The 20265-nt window shown below is 71.1% G+C and carries 13 protein-coding genes and 2 pseudogenes; 3 read left to right on the top strand and 12 right to left on the bottom strand.

What is annotated here, in order from left to right; all coding sequences use genetic code 11:
* Window positions 1–69: 69 nt before the first annotated feature.
* Window positions 70–1317: an SGNH/GDSL hydrolase family protein gene (locus OG798_RS39600; RefSeq protein WP_328758564.1), complete on the bottom strand. Its 1248-nt coding sequence runs from the start codon at window positions 1315–1317 to the stop codon at window positions 70–72.
* A gap of 196 nt (window positions 1318–1513) precedes the next feature.
* On the opposite strand from OG798_RS39600, the gene OG798_RS39595 reads away from it, so the two are divergent.
* Together OG798_RS39595 and OG798_RS39590 are read left to right on the top strand one after the other, a co-directional pair.
* On the top strand, window positions 1514–1882 hold the full coding sequence (locus OG798_RS39595) for a PPOX class F420-dependent oxidoreductase (RefSeq protein ID WP_267063123.1): 369 nt from the start codon (window positions 1514–1516) through the stop codon (window positions 1880–1882).
* Between the two features lie 36 nt (window positions 1883–1918).
* Window positions 1919–2659, top strand: coding sequence for a peptidase E (locus OG798_RS39590; RefSeq protein WP_267063122.1), 741 nt, complete (start codon window positions 1919–1921; stop codon window positions 2657–2659).
* 25 nt (window positions 2660–2684) lie between these two features.
* Here the strand turns inward: OG798_RS39590 and OG798_RS39585 are convergent, their stop codons facing one another.
* The 9 genes and pseudogenes from OG798_RS39585 to OG798_RS39545 form a co-directional block, all read right to left on the bottom strand.
* On the bottom strand, window positions 2685–4052 hold the full coding sequence (locus OG798_RS39585; protein WP_328760130.1) for a bifunctional transcriptional activator/DNA repair enzyme AdaA: 1368 nt from the start codon (window positions 4050–4052) through the stop codon (window positions 2685–2687).
* A gap of 367 nt (window positions 4053–4419) precedes the next feature.
* Window positions 4420–5574, bottom strand: coding sequence for a ribosome small subunit-dependent GTPase A (gene rsgA / locus OG798_RS39580; RefSeq protein ID WP_328758563.1), 1155 nt, complete (start codon window positions 5572–5574; stop codon window positions 4420–4422).
* Between the two features lie 201 nt (window positions 5575–5775).
* Window positions 5776–6117 carry a hypothetical protein gene (locus tag OG798_RS39575; RefSeq protein ID WP_328758562.1) on the bottom strand — a complete coding sequence of 114 codons (342 nt, stop codon included), beginning with the start codon at window positions 6115–6117 and terminating at the stop codon, window positions 5776–5778.
* Window positions 6118–6610: 493 nt separating this feature from the next.
* Entirely contained in the window at window positions 6611–7117 is a 507-nt protein-coding gene (locus OG798_RS39570; RefSeq protein WP_121414674.1) for a hypothetical protein, read from the bottom strand.
* The gene (locus tag OG798_RS56655; protein ID WP_443054215.1) at window positions 7118–9517 is read right to left on the bottom strand and encodes a polymorphic toxin-type HINT domain-containing protein; all 2400 of its coding nucleotides are present in this window, start codon (window positions 9515–9517) and stop codon (window positions 7118–7120) included. It lies immediately after the preceding gene.
* Window positions 9518–10414: 897 nt separating this feature from the next.
* Window positions 10415–10513, bottom strand: a pseudogene (locus OG798_RS56650) (ALF repeat-containing protein); the annotation flags it as partial.
* 60 nt (window positions 10514–10573) lie between these two features.
* Entirely contained in the window at window positions 10574–11023 is a 450-nt protein-coding gene (locus OG798_RS39555; protein WP_267063118.1) for an ALF repeat-containing protein, read from the bottom strand.
* 94 nt (window positions 11024–11117) lie between these two features.
* Window positions 11118–11432 (bottom strand): annotated as a pseudogene (locus OG798_RS39550) (esterase); the annotation flags it as partial.
* Between the two features lie 1174 nt (window positions 11433–12606).
* Entirely contained in the window at window positions 12607–15324 is a 2718-nt protein-coding gene (locus OG798_RS39545) for a SpoIIE family protein phosphatase (RefSeq protein ID WP_267063117.1), read from the bottom strand.
* A gap of 158 nt (window positions 15325–15482) precedes the next feature.
* Between OG798_RS39545 and OG798_RS39540 the strand changes: the two genes are divergently transcribed.
* Window positions 15483–15989 (top strand): hypothetical protein, encoded by a 507-nt coding sequence (locus tag OG798_RS39540; protein ID WP_121414676.1) that lies wholly within the window; start codon window positions 15483–15485, stop codon window positions 15987–15989.
* A 27-nt stretch (window positions 15990–16016) separates the two neighbouring features.
* Here the strand turns inward: OG798_RS39540 and OG798_RS39535 are convergent, their stop codons facing one another.
* Both OG798_RS39535 and OG798_RS39530 read right to left on the bottom strand, forming a co-directional pair.
* The gene (locus tag OG798_RS39535; protein ID WP_147474154.1) at window positions 16017–18113 is read right to left on the bottom strand and encodes a hypothetical protein; all 2097 of its coding nucleotides are present in this window, start codon (window positions 18111–18113) and stop codon (window positions 16017–16019) included.
* Complete coding sequence (locus tag OG798_RS39530; RefSeq protein WP_257037502.1) at window positions 18110–20245, bottom strand: hypothetical protein; 2136 nt, start codon at window positions 20243–20245, stop codon at window positions 18110–18112. Before OG798_RS39530 ends, OG798_RS39535 begins: the two co-directional genes overlap by 4 nt.
* Between the last annotated feature and the right edge of the window lie 20 nt (window positions 20246–20265).

Genomic DNA, 20265 nt, shown 5'->3' with positions numbered 1-20265 from the left:
GGTCTGTGCCCGGTGCGGCGAGAGGGCGTGCATGGCGTCGCGGGGCAGACGGGAATGTGACGACAGGGCCTAGGGCAGGAGCGTGTCCAGGTCGATGTCGTCGGCCAGCGCCTGCATCCCCGTGTCGTTGAAGTGGAGGTGGTCGCCGGGGTCGTAGGCGGGGAGGATGCGGTGCGGGTCGGCCGGGTCGCGGACGACGGCGTCGAAGTCCACGACCGCGTCGAAGAGTTCGGCGTTGCGGATGAAGGCGTTGACCGTCAGCCGGACCGCCTCGCGGGACTCCGTATAGGCGCTGTACCCGCCGTACGGGGTGATCGTGGCGCCGACGACCCGGATCCCGCGGGCGTGGGAGCGCTCCACGATCCGGCGGTACGCATCCTCGATGGCGAGGGGATCCTTCTGCTCGGGCGTGCCCTTGATGTCGTTGATGCCCTCCAGCACGATCACCGTGCGCACCCCGGCGCGGGAGAGCGCGTCGGCGTCGAGGCGGGTCAGGGCGCTCGGGCCGCCGCTCTCCTGCAGGAGGCGGTTTCCGGAGATCCCCGCGTTGAGGACACCGAGCCGGCGGTGCGCGGGGAGCGCGCTGAGACGGGCGGCGAGCAGGTCGGGCCAGCGGCGGTTGGCGCTGGACGTCGAGCCGGTGCCGTCGGTGAGGGAGTCCCCGAGCGCGACCACGCTGCCCGCGGCGGGAGCGCCGAGTACGTCGACACCGGTCACGTAGTACCAGTTGCCGAGGGTGACGGTGTACGCGGTGCCGGGCTCGTCGGCGGTCCGGTCCCCTTCGCGGGCCAGGAAGTTGGCCTGGAATGCGGAGCGGTGGTAGGTCGCCGGGCCGGAGTCGGCGGGGGTGTGGACCGAGATCAGGAGGTTGGCGTCGGCGGGGATCGCGAGGTCGACGGGGTCGCTGACCATGTCCTGCCCCACGGGGACCGTCACGGATCGGCGGCCGGCGAACGTGGCGAGGCGCAGCGACCCCGGGGCGGCGTTCGGGCTCATGGGCCTGCCCCACTCCTGCAACGCGACCGTGACGGCGTCGAGTTGGAGGGGCGCGGTGCCGAGCCGGTTGGAGACGCGGACGCGGGCGGCGCTGCCGCCGACGCTGGTGTGCACGACGTTGCGGATCGAGGCGCCCGGCCGGGCGGGGGCGGTTCCGGAGGGGGCGGTCTCCCAGGTGCCGGTCCAGCGGGCCTGGTCGCTGTCGTGGCCGTGGCCGGTGAGGTGGGTGGACCCCGCATCGGCGCTCGCGGCCGGCGGGACGAGCGCCAGAACGGCCACCAGGGCGGTGAAGAGATGGCGAGCCTTGATCACGCGGGTCATACGGCATCGCTTCCCTGCCCCTCGGGCCGGTCAACGAAAGGTCACACCGTTGGCCGTGGCCACTCACCCGCACCACTGATTCGTAGGACCTATCGTTCGATCGTCCCGAACAGAGCGACGCCCGAACCGCTTTGGGGCGGGAGACCTAGGGCCAGGACCCGATGCGGTTCGGGCACGGGCGTGTTTGGCTGCAGCCATGACCGAATTCAGCGAGGCGGAACGCGCCTACCTCACCACACAGCGGCTGGGTCGGCTGGCCACCGTCGACGCCCACGGGCAGCCGCAGGCGAACCCCGTCGGCTTCTTCCCGCAGGACGACGGGACGATCCTGATCGGCGGTTACGCGATGGGCGCCACGAAGAAGTGGCGCAACCTGCGGAAGAACCCGAAGGTGGCGCTCGTCGTCGACGACATCGTCAGCCACCAGCCGTGGAAGGTGCGCGGCATCGACATCCGGGGCGAGGCCGAACTCCTCACCGGTCCCCACGACTTGGGGCCGCATTTCAGCGAGGAGCTGATCCGTATCCATCCCCGGCGCATCCACAGCTGGGGCCTGGAGGACTGACCGGAGCCCCGACGGCGCTTGGTAGGGTCAGCGACCATGACCGCCACGGAACCCACCGTCCTGGCCACGTCGGGTGGTCACCGCGTCGGCGGCCGCACCTGGCTGACCTTCGACGCGCTCGTCCACCACGCCGTCGAACTGTCGGGCGTGCACGGGCGCCGGCCCCGGGTCATGTACGTCGGTACCGCGATCGGCGACGCCGAGCACGTCGCCGCCCGGATGAGCGAGGCGGCTCGCGTGGCGGGCTTCGACCTGACGCCGCTGCGCCTCTTCCCCATGCCCAACTTCGATGACATCGAGGCGGCGGTGCTGGAGCAGGACGTGGTGTGGGTGATGGGCGGTTCGGTGGCGAACCTGCTCGCCGTCTGGCGCGTGCACGGGCTGGACGCGATCCTCCGTCGCGCGTGGCAGGCCGGGGTCGTCCTCAGCGGGGTGAGCGCCGGATCGATCTGCTGGTTCCAGGGCGGCACCACCGACTCCTTCGGCCCCGAACTGCGCCCGCTCACCGACGGTCTCGGCTTCCTGCCGTACGGCAACGGCGTCCACTACGACACCGACCCCGGCCGCCGCCCCCTGGTCCACCGGCTCGTCGCCGAGGGCACGCTGCCGCTCAGCCACTGCACCGACGACGGCGTGGGCCTGGTCTACCGCGGCACGGAACTCGTCGAGACCGTCAGCGAGACACCGGGCAAGGGAGCGTACGTCGTCCGGCGCGAGGGGGACCGGGCGGTCGAGGAGCGCGTGGAACCGCGCCTGCTCCCGGCACCGCGACACTGACGTTCCCGACGGCAGCCCTGCGGCTTCACTCCAACTCCCCGACCGCCCTGAGGTGTTGAACGGCGTACGAGCGCCACGGGCGCCACGTGTCCGGCACATCCACCCCCGGCGGCACCACGTCGGGGTCGCCGAGCGCGCGCGTACGGATCTCGGCGGCGGTACGGCCGTCAAGACCCGGCAACGCCAGCAACGCCTCCTGCGCCTCGTCGCGCTCTGCGCCCGCGTCCAGCCGCAGGGTGCCGTCGGCGAGGGCGGTGGTGAGCGCGCCGAGGGGGCCGTCCGGCTCGGCCTCCGCGAGGACGGCCGGCTCCGGGAACACATGGGTGAGCGTGCCGCTCGGGGCGTCCAGCGCCTTCCCGTACCGCCGCACCAGCCACTCGGCCTCCGCCCGCCCCACCAGTGCGCGCACGGCCAGCTCGTCCGGGTCGGCGGCACCCGGCGAGCGCAGGCCGGGGCGCGCGGCGACCAGCGGGGCCAGCCGGGGGTCGGCGCCCAGCCGCTCGTCGACGGCGTACGGATCGGCGTCGAGGTCGAACAGCCTGCGCAGGCGTTGGACGGCGGTGGTGAGGTCGCGCAGGTCGGTGAGGTGGAGCCGGGCGTCGAGCCAGCCACGCGAGCGTTCGTCCACCGCGACGATTCCGGTGCCGTACGGGAGGCGGAGGGTGCGGCGGTACGTACGACGGCCGGGGGTGCCGTCGAGTTCCTCCACCCCCAGGACCGCCTCGTGGGCGAGCAGGTCGAAGACGGCGGTGGACTGGTACGGGCCCCGGTGGGCGAGGCGCAGGGGGATCCCGGCAGTGGGGGTGAGTGTGCGCCGGGCTCCGGTCCCGCCCCGTGGTGCGGCGGCCGCGCGCAGTTCGCTCGGCGTCGAGGCGTACACCGCGCGGATCGTGTCGTTGAACTGCCGGACGCTGGCGAAGCCGGCCGCGAACGCGATCTCCGTGATCGGCAGGCCGGTGGTCTGGAGCAGGACGCGGGCGGTGTGAGCGCGCTGGGCGCGGGCGAGGGCGACGGGGCCCGCGCCGACCTCCGCGGTGAGCTGCCGCTGCACCTGGCGGGCGCTGTATCCGAGCCGGACGGCAAGCCCTCCGACCCCCTCCCGGTCGACCACGCCGTCCCCGATGAGTCGCATGGCGCGCCCTACGACGTCGGCCCGCACGTTCCACTCCGCGGAGCCGGGTACGGCGTCCGGGCGGCATCTGCGGCAGGCTCGGAAGCCCGAGCTCTGCGCCGCGGCGGCCGTCGTGTAGTACCGCACGTTCTGCCGCTTCGGCGTCACCGCCGGGCAGCTGGGCCGGCAGTAGATCCCGGTCGTCTCCACCGCGAAGAAGAACTCCCCGTCAAACCGGGCGTCCCTGCTCCGCACCGCCTCGTACCTGGTCTCCACGTCCATCACACCTACCAGTCTGCGCCGCCCCCGCCCCATCGACCGGCGGCTTTCAGACACAGCACTCAAACCACAAACCAACCCCTGATCCCGCCCCCGCCGCCCCTACCCGTCCCATCCCCAGGGGCTCCGCCCCTTCCACCCCACCGGGGGCTCCGCCCCCTGGAGCCCCGCATCGGCCTGAACGGCCTCGTCCTCAAACGCCGGACAGGCTGAAGATGCGCGCCAGCGCCCTTAAGGGGCGCGGGGGACGCGGGGCGAAGCCCCCGCCACAGGGGCGCGGGGAACTGCGCGACCAGCACCCACCGGCCCGCGGCCGAAGAGCCTGCCTGGGGGGCCTGGGGCGCAGCCCCGGGCCCCGTTCTGCGCAGGCTCAGTGCCAACGACCCCGTTTGGCGTCCATCGCCGCCCTCCCCTCCGCCCCCTTCCGCTTCCAGTCCCGTCGAATCTCCGCCCGCACCCGCGCATCCGTCTTCGCGACGATCCGCTGGTTCTCCCGCAGCAGCTTGCGATAGCTGGCGAGGCGGCGTTCGGGAAGGACGCCGGAGTCGACGGCGGCAAGCACCGCGCAGCCGGGCTCCGCTTCGTGCGCGCAGTCGTGGAAGCGACAGTCGGCAGCCAGCTCCTCGATCTCGGAGAAGACCTGCCCGACGCCGGTCTCGGCGTCCCAGAGGCCGACCCCGCGCAGTCCGGGCGTGTCGATGAGGACACCCCCGCCGGGGAGGGCGAGAAGGTTGCGGGTCGTCGTGGTGTGGCGGCCCTTGCCGTCCACGTCACGCGCGGCCCGTACGTCCATCACGTCCTCGCCGATCAGTGCGTTGGCGAGGGTCGACTTGCCCGCGCCGGACTGTCCGAGGAGGACGGACGTGCCGCCCGACAGCACCGCCGCGAGTACGTCCAGACCCTCCCCGGCGCTGGAGCTGACCGGCAGCACCGGGACCCCGGGCGCCGTCTTCTCGACGTCCTGGACGAGGTGTCCGAGCGTCGCCGCGTCGGGCACGAGGTCGGCCTTGGTGAGGACGACCAGGGGTTGCACGCCGGACTCCCAGGAGAGTGCCGACGTATGCAGCGGTGCCTCACCACCCGAACCGGACATGGCAAGCGCCAGAAACCGTTCGATCCGCCCGAGGTCCAGTTCGACCGCGAGCGACACACAGATGACGACGTAATCGACGTTGGTGGCCAGTACCTGGCCCTCGGAACGCTTCGACGAGGTCGACCGCACGAACGCGGTGCGCCGAGGCAACAACGTCCGCACATACCGCGGATCGTCACCTTCGGGATCGACGGCGACCCAGTCACCCGTGCACACGACCTTCATCGGATCACGGGGCACAACGAACTCGGTATCGGCACGGATGACGCCTTCCGGAGTGACGACATCGCACTGACCACGGTCGACCCGTACGACACGACCGGGCAGCAGACCCTGCTCCGCGTACGGGGTGAACTCGGCCTCCCATTCCCCATCCCAGCCGTACAGGGCGAGAGGATGCGAAGAAGGCAGCTGAAAGGAAGAGAAAGACAAGGGGTGACCCTTCACAAGGGTGGCCCCGGCACCGCGCTCACTGGCGCGGGAAGAGAGAGGTCAGCCGGAGGCCACGGAGGTGGACTTGATGAACTTCCGGATGCGGGCAGCGCCCATCTCAACGACAGCCATCGTTCACACCTCCCGAACAAGCCACATCACCCGCGGCAACCCGAGGTCGCCGCTCGAACGGCTCCGACTCTAGAGGTAGGCAGGCCACGACGCCATCGAATTACGGCGCACCTGAAAGCCGTCCGCACGGTGTCCCACAACTGCGATGGGGTGCGCGGCGGCGGCCCATCGGACACCAGCGGGCATGACGCCGTGGACTACGGTTCGACTGCCCGAGGCGGCGACGTATTCGATGGTGACTGCCTGGTCGTCGTTGATCGCGTGGGCGAGCTGCCGAACATCGGTAAGGGACACATAACCCTCGGCCCGGAGCGCGGCGAGAGTCTTGTCGAGCGGGGTGCGGCTGACCAGCGCCGTCGGTGCCAGTTGCCGCAGGCCGAGCTTGTCGCATCCAGGAGACCCCGCGGACACGCCGCTCCCCACTCGTGGGCCGGTGTTCTCCGTGGTTCCCCGCACCACCGGCGGACACGAATCCGGCACGGACCCCTTCATCGGTCCCCGGGTACGGCGTGAGACCGTAGCCCAACTGCGCGAATGGCTCGGCGAGATGCCCGCTGACCCGACGCGGCGCGGCTTCGCGGCGCAACGCCGACACGACGGTCGACACGCCCCCTCTCATCGGTGTCGACGAGCAGCCGCCAGGCTGTTGGTTTCGAGGCGACCGAACCGAACACGCCTGCCTGGTCCCGGTCCTGACCCGTGGGCGAGACCCGTGACCTTCACGAGCGACTTGTCGTCCTGCCCGGCCGAGCCGACCGGGCAGGACGAACGCGATATCACGGCGCGATATCGACCGGCTACTGCCGTGAACGATCCAGGCAGAGCAGGGGTCGAATTGCGCTTTTGCTTCGCCTTACAGCGGCGTCTACCGCTTGACGGAGAGGCTCAGCGCCGCGCCAAGTCGTCAGCCCACGTGTTTCCACCAGTCGGGGGAAACGCTCAAGCGCCAGACGTCGCCACTGCGCGACGTGTCCGAAGCACCAGCTTCAGCGACGACGAAGATCCTTGCGCCGGACTGCGCCACTCGATATCGGTGAATGTCAGTTGTCGAGGAGTCGTTGTCCGGTTCGACCGAGAAGCCCTGGGCTGTCAGTGCCGCGCACAGGTCCGCGAACTTCGTCCGGGCCGGGAACGCACCATACGCGCTGCGAAGGGGCCCCGGCACCGCGGAGGGGCCATCCAGACGCAGCCGGTGAACCTGCACGTTGAAACCGAAGCACGACCATGCGTTCCCGTCCTCTTGGAAGGAAACCTCGACAAGTCCGTAGTCCCGACGAATGAAGCCCGGTGAACTGACATCCAGGTAATCAGTGCCGACTTCGGCTTCCCACTCGGCAGGGTCCGAGCCGATGCCCACCCCCAGCAGATCGCCACGTGTGACCACATGAACGTAGAAATCCAGAACCGACACCTACATCTTCTCCATTGCCTCGATCAGAGCCTGCAGTTCCGCCGACCGGTCATAGCTGAAACGCCACTGCGGGTTGCGGCCCTCTTTCATGGCCTTGGCGCTGGACTCGAAGACCTCCTTGGCGGCCTTGGTCACTCGAATCATATCTTCGCGAACCTTTGGGTCCGACTTGATCGCATCGACGGTTGCCTGCACCTGCTTGGTCGTGGCCGTGCCCTTCCTCAGCCGGATCGCCTCGCCCGTGATGCCGCCCTTGCCGTCAGGCCGGAGCGCCACCTCCATGCCGTCCTTCAGGTTGACGTGGGCGCCCTTGGTCACCCAGTCCTGGTCGACCTGACCCACGTGGTCGATCACAAGGCTGCACTTGACCTTGGCATTGTGAACCAGAACAGGGGTGGCCCCGGCGAACACGTAGTACGTGTGGAACTTGGCGACCGTGAGGTTGTGGACGCGTTGGTCCGGCACTGTCCAGGACTTGACTGCGGTGACCCGGGCCGGCGTGCCCGCTGCGGTCCGTAGCTCCATGCCGGGCCTGAGGTCCCCGGCGTCGCGCCAGGCGTGGGCGTTTGCCACCCAGAACGGGTGTCCATCCGTGGCGGTCACCGTTGCGGTCGCTCCCGGCCCGTACGCCGAGACCGTGACCTTCACGAGTGACTTCTCGCCCTGACCGGTGATGGTCGCCTGAACCGGCTCGGCCTGGGTGCGCCCGGACACCGGGTCGGTGGCGAGAACCTTCTCTCCGACACGGATGTCCTCGATGGCCTTGGTCCGGCCATCGCCCAGCAGCACCGGTGTGCCCGGGGTGAAGCTGTTCTTCTGGCACGGCAGCTTCCTGAGCACCTTGAGCTTGAGGGCTGCCAGGGCAAGCCCCGAGAAGCACGAGGGCTTCGTGTTCTGGAGGCAGTCCTCGATCTCGTCGGCGCCCACGTACCAGGCGATCAGGCGGTCGAGATAGGTACTGGTGATGCACCCCATGCCGCCGGCGCCGTCTCCGCCACAGACCAGGAGCGTCTCGCCCGGCTTCAGTTCCCCGTTCCTCAGGAGATCCCCGCGGTACATGACCAGACGCTTCTCCAGCGCCTTGCGCAGTTCCTCATCCGTGACCGGCTTGCTGGCCTGCTGGAGCTCCTGCTTCACCTGCTCCTTGAGTTCCGCGACCAGTTTGTCCGCGGCGGACTTCATCGCCTCGGAGGACGCCTTGGCGGCCGAGGCGGCGTCCTTGCCTGCCGCCTCGGCGGATTGGCCGGCCTCGTAGGCGGCCGTGTTGGCCTCGTAGGCGTAGTCCCCCGCGACACCGGCGGAGTGCTGCGCGCTTTCCGCGGAACGGGTGGCCGACTGTGCGTCCTGCCGGGCGGAGGCGGCCGCGGCACGGGCCGTCTTGGCGGACTGGGCGGCGCTTTCGGCGGACTTCGCCGCCTGGTCCGCCGACTTGTCCGCCTGCACGGCGTACGTGTTCGCCTGCTCCGAAGAGTGTTGAGCCTTGTTCGACCATTCGACGGCCTTGGCGGCGTCCTTGCGGGCCTGTGCGGCCACCTTCTGAGCTTCGGCGGCGTCCTTCTGCGCGAGCCACGCCGACTTGTAGGCGGACTGGAGCAGGGTGCTGACCTCGGCGAGGTGGGCGGCGGCGTTGGCGTCCCACTGCCGCGCCTTGTACAGACCGACCTCCAGGAAGGGGCGCAGTCCGGACGGCGGGCCCGACAGCACGGCCTGCGCTGCGGCCTTGACCTCGGGTCCGCCACCCGCGAGAGCCTCGGTGACCGCCACGCGGTCGTCGTCCTCCTGAGCCTCGAACTGCCCGGTCTGAAGGAACCGAGCCACGTCGGCCGCGGTACCGTCCAACGCCTCGCTCGCGGCTGCCTTCACTCCCGGACCGCCCTTGGCCGCGACCTTAGCCACGGCGACACGGTCGTCGTCGTCCTTGCCCGGGTAGGCACGGGTCCGCAGGAACTCACGGACCTGGTCGACCGGGTGGTCCACCACGTCCAGCGCGGCCTGCCGCTGCGCGGGGATCTCGGTGGTCGTCGCGATGTGCGCCACGCTGGCGCGGTCGTCCTGTTCCATGGCCACCGACAGCCTGGTGCGCACGAACTCGGCCACGTCCTCGTCCGTGCCGGACAGCGCCTCCTCGGCGGCGTCCCGCACCCAGGTCCCCCCACTGCCCAGCAGGGTCACCGCGGCCTGACGTCCCTTCGCGGCGGTGACCGCCGGGTCGGAGGCAGCCTCGGCGTCCTTCAGCAGCTGCCGCGTATCGGAGTTGAGCTGCTGGAGACGACCGACCTCCCATTCGGCGGCGGTCACCTGCGCGTCGTGGGCCCTGCTCGCCTCATCTGCCGCGAGCACCGCCTCGTCCTGCTGCTCCGCCAGCCGCTCGGCATCCGCCTTGCGGGCCAGCTCCGTCACGGTGGACGCCTGCTCGGCCGCCGTCACCGCGTTGTCGGCGGCCTTGGTGGCCTCGTTCGCGGCGGCGGTGGAGTCCCCGGCGGCATCGACCGCCTTGCCGGCCTGGTCGGCGGCCTTGTCCGCCGCGATCGCCGCTGCCTCGGCATGCGTGGCCGCATCGTTGGCCGCGTCACGCGACTGCCGGGCGGCTGTCGCGGCCTGCTTGGCGTTGGCCTGCGCGACGCCCGCCGCGCGCGTGGCCTGGCCGGCGAGCCGTTTGGCCCGGGCCGCCGCCGCGGCCGCCTCGTCACTCTTGGCACCCGCCTCGCCGGCCCAGCGGCCCGCGTCGGCCGAGGCCGCGGCCGCGGCGTTGACGCCCGCGCTGGCCGCGGCCGAGGCCGCCTTCGCCGCGTTGTCGGCGGCGATACCGGCCTGGTCGGCGGCGTCAGCCGCCTTGCGGGCTCCCTTGGCCGCGTCACGAGCCTTCTGCGCGGCCTGCCGGGCCTGCTGGGCCCGGGAGGCATCGCCCGCCGCCGAGGCGGCCGCGGACGCCGCGCCCCCGGCCCGGCTGGCGGCGTAGGCCGCCTGCGCCGCGGCGGAGGCGGCTACCCGTGCGGTCGCGTTCGCCGCCGCGGCCGCGGACACCGCGGTACGGGCCGCCTGGGCCGCCCGGTCGGCGGCGGCTGCCGCACGGGATGCGGCTGCCGCCGCCTTGCCTGCCGATTCCTTGGACTTCAGAGCCTCGGCGGCCGCGGTCTGCGCCGCCGCCTTGGCCGCCTGTGTGGCTGTCTCCGCCTTGGCGGCCGCCTCCTTGGCGGTCTCGGTCAGCTCCTTGGCCCGCTTCTGCGCCGTGTCGGCGAGGTCGGCCAGCTGAGTGACGCTGAGCGTCTCCTGATCACGCGCGGCCGCGACGGCCCACCCGTCGTCCAGGAACTCCTGGACATCCTCGGCCGTGCCGTCCATGGCCTGACCGGCGAGCTTCTTCACGTTCGGTCCGCCGGAGAAGATCAGTTGGGCGAGGCGGACCCGGTTGTCGTCCTCCCGGGCCCGGTACTGGCCCTCGTCAAGGAACGCGCTCTAGTCGTCCGCCGTGCCGTCCAGCGCCGCACTGGCCGCCTTCTTCACTCCGGGACCACCGAAGGCCATGACCGACGCCACCTGGACGCGCAGATCCTCCTCATAGGCTGGGACGAACGAGTCGTCCAGGAAGGCCTGCAGTTCTTCCTCGCCACCACCCAGGGCGACACCGGCCGCCTTGCGCACGGCAGGACCGCCGATCGCCATGACCTGGGCGACCTGCACCCGCAGGTCCTCCACCTCCAAGTCGGGCAGTTCCTTGGCCATGAACGTCTGGACATCCGCGTCCGACCCCACCAGGGCCACGGCGGCCGCGCCACGCACACCCGGACCGCCGTACTCCCATGCATCCACCACGTCGTACCTGGAGTAGACCAAGGCTTCGCCTTCGGCCGCGGCAGGACGCAGATCGACGCCTAGCACCATCACCAGGGCTATCAGCGTCGCCACGAGACCGCGCCATCCGGGCACAGCTCGCCATCTGGCATTCAACGGTTTGCTCCCTTGCTTGTTGACATCTGATTTCGGTATGCGGCCGCTTGGGTCAGCGGGCGGCGTAGCCGAAGCGGGCGCCGGCGGCGGGGAGTCCGCCCTGGCCGGGCTGGTACGTCGTGACAGCGGCGTTGGTGGCGCCGGCGGTCACGTTGGGCAGGGGCAGGGCGTCGAGCGCGCCGTAAGCGGACGGCCCGTAGGGCATGCCGACGTAGAGCCTGGTTCCGGTGAAGTGGAGGCTTGCGCCCAACTGCTGATCGGCAGCCGGCCGGCCCGGGATGCCGGAGCTGCCGACCTCGATCCAGCGGTCGTTCGCGCCGGGGGACCCGATCAGCGAGAAGGTGGTGATGGCGCCGGCCTTGGCCGCGGTCGCGGTCGTTTTCGGCCTGGGCTTGCCCGCGGACACCGAAAGGCTCGCGGCCGGGTTGTCCGCGAAGCAACTGGCGGCGGTGAGCGGCCACTCGGGCTCTACCAGGACGCCGGAGCAGCCGCGGTCGTGGTCACCGACGACGATCTGCGCGGTGTGGGCGTACGTGGTGCCGGCGACAGCGGCCGCGGGCGTGGCGCACAGCGCCATCGAACCCGCTGCCAGTACGGCAAGACGCATCTGTCTGGGAGGTCGCAAGAGGATTTCCTTGAACCGGAGACTGTCGGTTGGAGGTCTGACGGAGTCGGCGGCCGGCGCCGGCGCCGGACGTGGGCGCGGATCCATACCTGACGTTGCTCGGAGAGCAACAAGCCGATTTCCGGACCTACTTGGCGGACCGAATCTCCAACTGCCCGGTATCGCCCGCACAGTCGGCACCGCGGCCCACTTCCTCATTGCCATCCCCCCATGTCGACGCCGCAAAGACGAGCAGGTGCGCAGGTCACGCACAGACATGGAGGGGGCCGGGATTGACGCGCAGTCCCCCTCTTCCGGAGATGGCGACAGACGGCTCACGCACCGGAAGACTGCTCGAATTCACGTTCATGTAACCATGCACACCCGGCTCTTACGTTTCACGAAAGGGGCAAAGAGAGCATCAGAATGTGCCCCTCCTGTGAAGCCGGGCACAGTCATCAAAGGTTGTACGGAGCTCGATAAAGAAGAGCTAACGAACCGTCACCGCCAACGATGACGTTCATAGCAGCCGGACCGCGTAACTGATCGTCAGTTGTCGGGTGGGCGGAGTACTTTCGCGGCTTGAGCATGGCGGAGTCCCGACGCGGTGGCCGGGTTCTTCAGGGTCTTGCGTGCCCCCAGGGCCAGGTCGCCGATATCCGCAAGGCGCGCGAGGGGAGGCGGCCGAGGCCGGTGGTCTTGCCGCACCGGATGTGGCCCTCGACGCATGCGTGACCGCGGCGGCGGACCTCCAAACCCGGCCCCCGTCCTCCCTGCCTGGGCAACCGCACAGCTGGTCGAGGCCCAAGTCGAACACCAGCCGGCGGACTGCAGCGGCGCCACCAACCTGAGCATCTTTGCCTTGCAGCGATCAGCCATCGGTCACCGCTCGAACAGTCACGACCATGGCGGCACGCGGACCCGCGGCGCCATCGAATTACCGCGCACCCGAGAGCGATCCCGGGCCGGGCTGCCCGGTGATCCGCGGCAGTGCCTGTTCGGCCCAGATCACCTTGCCCTGGGGGGTGTACCGGGTGCCCCAGCGCTCGGCCATCTGCGACACCAGGAACAGGCCCCGGCCTCCCTCGTCCATCGTCGCCGCGTACCGCAGATGCGGCGAGGTGCTGCTGCTGTCGGCCACCTCGCAGATGAGCGTACGGTCGTGGATCAGCCGTACGTGGATCGGCTCGGAGCCGTAGCGGATGGCGTTGGTGATGAGCTCGCTCAGGATGAGCTCCATGCTGAAGCCGAGCTCGGACAGGCCCCACTCGTCGAGCTTCTGGGACACGGTCTCGCGCATCCCGGCGACGGCCGCCGGGTCGAGCGGCACGTCCCAGTCGGCGATCCGGTCGGACGGCAGCCCCTGGGTGCGGGCGATGAGCAGGGCGACGTCGTCCTTGGGACGCCCCGGCAGCAGTTCGTCCAGCACGGCCTGGCAGCTCTCCTCGGGCGACCGGTCGGGGTGCCCCGCCAGTGCGTCGCGGAGCAGTTCCATGCCCACGTCCAGGTCGCGCCTGCGGTCCTCGATGAGGCCGTCGGTGTACAGGACGAGCTGGGCGCCCTCCGGGATGTCCAGTTCGGCGGTCTGGAACGGCAGGCCGCCCAGGCCCAGGGGAGGTCCGGTCGGCACGTCCACGAAGGTGACGGTTCCGTCGGGGTCGACGAGCGCGGGCGCCAGGTGCCCCGCACGTGCCATGACGCAGCGGCGTGTCACGGGGTCGTAGATCGCGTACAGGCAGGTGGCGCCCACGACGCCCGCGGCGGCATCCGTGTCCCGCTCGTCCTGGTCGATCCGGCCGACCAGGTCGTCCAGATGGCTCAGCAGCTCGTCGGGGGGCAGATCGAGGGTGGAGAAGTTGTGCACCGCGGTCCGCAGCCGCCCCATCGTGGCGGCGGCGTGCAGGCCATGGCCGACCACGTCGCCGACGGCCAGCGCCACCCGGCTCCCCGGCAGGGGAATCACGTCGAACCAGTCCCCGCTCACACCCGACTGGGCGGGCAGGTAGCGGTAGCCGACGTCGAGGGCGCTCTGCTCGGGCAGGGCCCGCGGCAGCAGGCTGCGCTGGAGGGTGACCGCCAGCGCGTGCTCGCGGGTGTAGCGGCGGGCGTTGTCGATGCTGACCGCGGCACGGGCCACCAGTTCCTCCGCCAGCGACAGCTCCTCCTCGTCGAAGGGCCCGTGCTGCTTGGCGCGCCAGAAGTTGGCCACGCCCAGCACGACACCGCCGGCCTGGATCGGGGCGGCGATGAGGGAGTGGATGCCGTAGTCGATGATCGCCTTGGTGCGCTCCGGGTCCTGCGCGTGCCAGCCCACGGCGGTCGACAGGTCGGTCACCAGTTCGGAGCGGCCGCTGCCGTAGCCGCGCGCCTGGGGCGTGGAGGGCACGAAGTCGATCAGTCGGCCCCTTTCGTAGAGCGGATGGTCGTTCCGGAGGCCGCACACGGCGATGCGTCGCAGGTCCGTCGCCGTGGTGGCCGGCTCCTCGCCGTGCAGCACGGCGTCTGCCAGGTCGACCGTGACGAAGTCGGCGAAGCGGGGGACGGCGACCCGCGCCAGCTCGTCGGCGGTGCGCCGCACGTCCAGGGTGGTGCCGACGCCGAGTCCGGCGTCGTACAGCAGCTTGAGCCGCTCCCGTGCGACCTCCGCCCTGCCGGTGACCGCCTGGAGCTCGGTGGAGTCGCGCAGCGTCACCACCGTTCCCTCGATGCCTCCGTCGCGCCCCGTGGGCCGCTGGTTGACGGCGAGCAGCCGCTCCCCGGCGAAGTGCACCTCGTCGGTGGCCTCGCGCCCGGAGACGAGCAGCTCCACCATCTCGGGTTCAAGGTTCGACAGCTGCGACACGGGTCGTCCCTCGGCGTCGGGGGGCAGCTCCAGCAGCCGTCTGGCCTCGTCGTTCGCCAGCAGCAGCCGCCCGTCGCCGGCGACGATGAGCACTCCTTCGCGTACGGAGTGCAGCACCGTGTCGTGGTGGTCGTACATGCGGGTCATCTCGTCCGGGGCCAGGCTGTGGGTCTGCCGTCGCAGCCGCCTGACCACCAGTGCCGTCACCCCGGTGGACACCACGAGTGCCCCGGCCCCGGCGCCCAGGATGATCGGTAGTTGCCGGTTCACCTCACTGGTCACGTTCTTGACCTTGAGACCGGCCGACACCAGGCCCACCACCTTGTCCCCGGTGTCCTTGATGGGGACGGTGGCCTGCACCTCGTGGCCGAGCGGGCCGTGCACGCTCTCCGTGTAGATCTTCCCCGCCAGCGACGGCCCGATGGTGCCCACGAACCGCTTTCCGATCAGGCTCGGTATGGGGTGGGTGTAGCGGATGCCCTTGGTGTTCATGACCACGATGAAGTCGACCCCGGCGGCCTTGCGGGCCGCCTCGGTGGCCGGCTGGAGGATCTTGCTCGGGTCGGGGGTCCGCAGTGCCGCCACGACCCCGGGAGCGTGCGCGAAGGTCTCCGCCGTGGCTACGGAGCGGCGCTTGGCCTCGGCGGTGGTGTCCCGCTCCGACTGCAGGGCAAGCGCGAACACACCGCAGGCCACGAGCAGCACGATCAGAGCCACCTGAAGAACGAACACCTGCCCGGCTACGCTTCGCGGGCTCCTGCTGATCAGTGGCCTGAGTGAAAAGCGTCGAAAACCGGCGAAACGATTCGCCATGTGACCTTTCTAGCACTGGTGATCCCGAGCGGCCATGGCCCACCCCTAACCCATGATTGCCCAGGGGCGCGCCCACCCGCCGAGAGCGGCGGCACGAGCGCGACCGGCGGCATCCCTCCGCTGTACCGTCTCCGGGGACGATCACCGGGAGGGGCGGGATGACGATTGATCTCCGGTTCGGTTGGGAGCTGAGCGGCACCGGTTGGGCGACCTGCCGCATCGCGGACAGTTCTTCGGAGTGGCAGGGCTTCGCCAGCTACTGCACCGATGCCCTGGCCGACCTGCTCCATGGTGTCGCAGGTCTCTACGGCACCTTCGCCGTCCAACGCTTCTCCTTCGACCTCGAACCGGCCGAAGCGAGGTGGGTCCTCCGCAGCAGGGGCGCGGACGTCGACATCGCGATCCATCGGTTTCCCGACATGTCCACGAGCTTCGATGCGCCCGACCGGGAAGGCACACCCTCCTGGACCTCCACGCAGACCCGCAGCCTCCTCGGGCACGTCGTCATGGAGGCCGCTCAATCCGTGCTTCGGCTCCACGGTGAGGACGGCTATCTGACGAAGTGGGTCGAGCACCCGTTTCCCGTCGCCGCCCTGCAGGACCTGCGCCGACTGCACCTCCAGCACGACGGGTGCGAACGCGAGCACGATGTGGCGTTTCCGTAGCCTGGACACACTTGTGCACACCCGGCTTCATAGAGCGATCAGGACGATGGTGATGAGCACGGCGATCACGGCGAAGCCGACTCCCATCACACAGCCCGGGTTGTTCGTCAGGTCGGAGAGCCGGGACGTGAGGGTAGGGGGTCTCGGCGGGGTGGAAGAGGGTTCCGGGGCCGTCGTGGGGGCCGGGACGGTGTAGGGCGGCTGCGGGGCGGAGGGGGCTCGCTCGCCCCGGCTGAGCACGTCGCGCAGGATCTGCTGCCACAGGACCGGCGGCAGGTCGGGGACCTGGCCGTTCGCCGGGGCGATGATGCTCTGGCGGAGCCAGTTGCCCCCGGTGGGGTGACTGTCCCGGGTCATGCGGTGGAGCAACTCACGCAGATCGCGCAGATAGCGTTCCTCCCGGGCCAGCGGGGCGACGGCCCAGGTGAAGAGGTCGGCAGCCCGCGTGACCATGGCCGTCCTGGACACGGGTTCTGGACCCTGTCCGTACGGCGTGAAGTACAGGCCGTTGTGCAGCACCTCCGCGCACAGGTCGTGCCGCATCTCCGGTCCGCGCTCCTGGACACGGTGATCGTTCCCCAGCTCGTCGAGCAGGAGTTCCACGGACTCCGGTGGCAGATCGGCGGAGCGCAGCTCGCCCAGGAGCAACTCGTCGGGCAGGGTGCGCAGACGCGCCGCCAAAAGGCTGCGTTGCATGTGGTTCCCGCGCCGATGGTCACGGAGGTCCTCGTGAAGCCCGTACGCCTCGTGGGCGGGAGTCCGGACCGGCGCCTGGACCGGCGTTCGCAGCGGCCGCGGAGGGGCCATGGGGGGAGAAACCTCGGATGCCGGGGCCGCGTAGGTGTCCGGATACGGGTCGGCGTACGAGTCCGGATGCGGGTCCGAGTACGGATCTGGGTGTGGGTCCGAGCACGCATCCGGGTGTGGGACGAGGTGCGGGGCGGGGTACGCGTACGGCTTCGGGGGCCGCGGCGGGGGCGTCGTCTCGGCCCGTTCCCGGTCCTCGTCCCCCTCGTCTCTCTCGTCCCTCTCGTCCCCCTCCCCGACCGGGCCCGGTTCCGCGGAGCGGGGCGCGGGTGCGGGTGCGGTCGCGTCGGTGCGCGGGCCGGTTCGGCGGTCGGTGCTGAGGATCTCGTTCAGCAGGACGCGCCGCCGCGCCCACTCCAGCCCCGCGCCGCCGGCGAGCTCATCGACCAGGTGGGGCACCCCGGCGGCGGCGTCGGGGTGCGCGAGGAGGTGGTCGAGGAGGTGGTCCACCAGTCGGGCGGCCGCCTTGTGCTCGAACCGGGGGGTGACCCGACGGCCCGTGACCCGGGCCAGCGGACCGGCCCCGCCCACGTCCGGCTCCCAGTGCGGGACGCACGTCAGACGCAGCTGATGGGTGTCCACCGTGTCGTGGGTGGCGAACGTCCACTCCTGCCCCAGCCAGCGCCCGAAGAGCAGGAACAGCCCCAGATACGCCACCGGCACGGTGTCCTGGTCCGGCCAGCCGGGCTGCCCCTTCTCCTCCGCGAGCAGCGACACCCGCTGCGCCGGATCGCGCAGCCACTCCGCGGCGACCAGGATCAGCGCGTGCTTGACCGCCGGCAGCAGCTCCAGCATGGCCGGGAGCCGCTTGCGCGCCATCGCGTCGAGCTGCGCGCACTCGATCACGCGCAGGCGTCCGGAGGCCTTCTCGGCGGACTCCCGGCTGCCCCAGCCGCCGTAGGAGAGGCCGAGGCACTGGCGGGTCTTCAGGGTTCCGGGGGCACCGATCAGGACATGGCTGATCGTGCTGGGCCGGCCGCCGCGGTCGGTGGTGGGCCAGCGCTGGACGAGCATGACGTCGCCGTCGCGGGACAGGGTGCGTACGACGCTCTGCCGTGCGGCGGCCGTACCGGACACCCACAGCAGCGGGCCCAGCTCCCGGCCCAGCTCCTCGGCGCGTTCGGCCGGGCAGGAGTGGGCGACGGCCTTCATGCCGGTGCCCTGGCGGCCCTGGTTGCCGTCCCACCGGAAGACGACCTGGTGCACCGAGCCCCCGGCGCCGCCACCGCCCGGCCCGTGCGCGCCGGCCTGCTCCCCGTGGGCGGCCGGACTCCCGCGATCCTGGAAGTCGCCCATTCGATCCTGGAAGTCGCTCACTTCGCCTCACCTCGCACGGATCCCACGGCTCCCACCGCTCCCCCGGTCCGTCCGGCCCTCGCCGACGGCACCGCCTCGAACGCGGGCGCCTCTCCCACGGCGAACGCCTCGGCTCCGCCCGGCACTTCGACCATCCCGTGCAACGCCAGCAGCGCCAGCAGCGGCTCCAGCACCCGCCGGGGCCCCGCCCCGGCCGGATAGCGGCCCTGGTCCTCCTGGCCGCCGGTGGCCGACGCGACATGCAGGGTGCACCGGCGGATCGCGTCGAAGGGACGCAGCCAGGCCGGACCGGCGTGCTGCCGCAGCAGCCCGTACACGTCCCGGCTCTCCTCACGCGTCCGTTCGGGGTCGAGGGAGGTGGCCGGTGCCCGGCCGAGCCACCGGTCGACGGGCGGCTGGAACCGCAGGAGGTCCGCCTTGCCGAGCACCATCGCGGCGGCCACGTCCAGATACGGTCCGTTCTTCGGCAGCCGGTCGAGGACGGTGCCGAAGGCGAGGTCGCCGTCCCGGTTCACCTCGACACCCCAGCGTTCCCTGGCGTGGTCCAGATGGGGCAGCGGAAGGGCCAGCGCCGGGTCGACGACGAAGATCAGGGCGTCGATCCCGAGCAGGAAGCGCAGCGCGGCGTCGGTCCGTACGAGGTCCTCGCCGCCGAGGTCGAAGAAGGCGACCGGACGTACCTGCCCGTGGGCGTCGGTGATGAGGAGGGACTCCACGAAACGCGCGAAGCCGTCCAGGCCGAGGGCGCCGGTGTGATCGAGGACCTTGCCGTTGCGCAGCGGCTGCACCCGTTCCCGTACGAACCGCGCGTGCTGCTCCGGGTTGACGGACTGCCACTTCAGGCCGAACGGCTCCAGGCCGCCGTCGGTGATCTCCGCGATCATCTGGGTCAGCAGATGGCTCTTGCCTGTGGACGACTGGCCGACCATCGCGACGGTCAGCGGGCGGCCGTAGGTGAGGTAGGGCACCGGGATGTAATGCTCGGGGAAGTCCCGGTCCGCGGTGCACTTCTGGACGGCACCGCGCATGACGTCCTGGCGGCGCAGGGCGTTGCCGATCGTCGAGACGTCCAGCGGCTGGTACTGCATCCTGCTGTCGGTGACGAAGAGCTGGGCGAGGTCGAGCTGGATGTGCTCCAGGCAGTACGGGCACAGCACCTGGCCGTCGCTGCTGCGCCCGGCCGGTGTCCCGGGCCCCTGGTGGGTGACGGGTGCCTGCCGTTTGAGGAGCAGCGCCTGCTCGAACGCCTCCCGGTGCGCGCGGGTCTCGTCGGCGGGCACGGTGAGCGTGACGCGCCGGGCGGCCCCCGGCGCCAGCAGGTCGAGCAGGTGGGCGGGGGTCGGCCGGTCGGCTGCCAGCGGGGCGAAGGCGCCCCGCAACGTCTCGGCGAGCACCCGGTGTTCGCCGAGGTCGGTGGGTGCCCCGTCACCGGGGCCTGGCCGGCCGGTCACCAGCTGGTAGAGCACCTGGGCGGCGCTCCACACCGCGTCCCGGGAGTCGACGAGCCCCTCGCCCCTGCGTTGTTCGGGCGAGCAGTAGGGCGCCCGGCCCCACCGGGTCCTCGGCCCTCCGGTACGGGCCGCCCCCTCCAGTCCCCAGAGCTGGACCGAGGCGCCGTCCCAGAGCACGGTGGCGGGCGAGATGCCCCGCAGCACCAGCTCCTGGCTGTCCAGCAGGCACAGGGCGAGCATCAGGTCGCGGGTGAGGACCCGTTGGTCGGTCGCGGACATCACATGGGTACGCGCGAGGGCGGCGCCGCGCGGCGCGGCGTACAGCAGGAACGGCTCGGCCGCGTCCAGGTCGTAGCCGACGATCCTCGGGAAGAGAGCCGTGTACTCCGTGTCGTCGAGCGCCCGGTGCAGGTGCAGGGCGGTGCCCGCCTCCGCGTCGAGCAGGGCGCGCGCGGCCGGGTTCGCCGCGTCGGCGGCGTTCAGGCGGACCTGGACGCACTGCTGCCCCTCGTCGTCGAGCAGTGCGTTGCGGATCAGCTGGGGCAGCAGCGGATCGCGGCGGGACTCGGGGCCGAAGCGGACGGGGGCGACCCGGCGCCGGCCCGAGGGGACGGTGAACGCGAGCGTCTTCCAGCGCGGACCGTCCGGCTCCGTCAGGTGGGGGTGCGAGGTGCTGGTCACCAGCGGTTGCCGTCCTCTCG

Source organism: Streptomyces sp. NBC_00271, from assembly GCF_036178845.1.
Taxonomy (GTDB): Bacteria; Actinomycetota; Actinomycetes; order Streptomycetales; family Streptomycetaceae; genus Streptomyces.
This window is presented reverse-complemented; position numbering and strand designations above follow the sequence as displayed.

What these genes read in the sequence shown, in the direction of transcription:
- OG798_RS39600 (WP_328758564.1), bottom strand. Translation starts at nt 1,317, where the DNA reads ATGACCCGCGTGATCAAGGCTCGCCATCTCTTCACCGCCCTGGTGGCC.
- OG798_RS39595 (WP_267063123.1), top strand. Translation starts at nt 1,514, where the DNA reads ATGACCGAATTCAGCGAGGCGGAACGCGCCTACCTCACCACACAGCGG.
- OG798_RS39590 (WP_267063122.1), top strand. Translation starts at nt 1,919, where the DNA reads ATGACCGCCACGGAACCCACCGTCCTGGCCACGTCGGGTGGTCACCGC.
- OG798_RS39585 (WP_328760130.1), bottom strand. Translation starts at nt 4,052, where the DNA reads ATGGACGTGGAGACCAGGTACGAGGCGGTGCGGAGCAGGGACGCCCGG.
- OG798_RS39545 (WP_267063117.1), bottom strand. Translation starts at nt 15,324, where the DNA reads ATGGCGAATCGTTTCGCCGGTTTTCGACGCTTTTCACTCAGGCCACTG.
- OG798_RS39540 (WP_121414676.1), top strand. Translation starts at nt 15,483, where the DNA reads ATGACGATTGATCTCCGGTTCGGTTGGGAGCTGAGCGGCACCGGTTGG.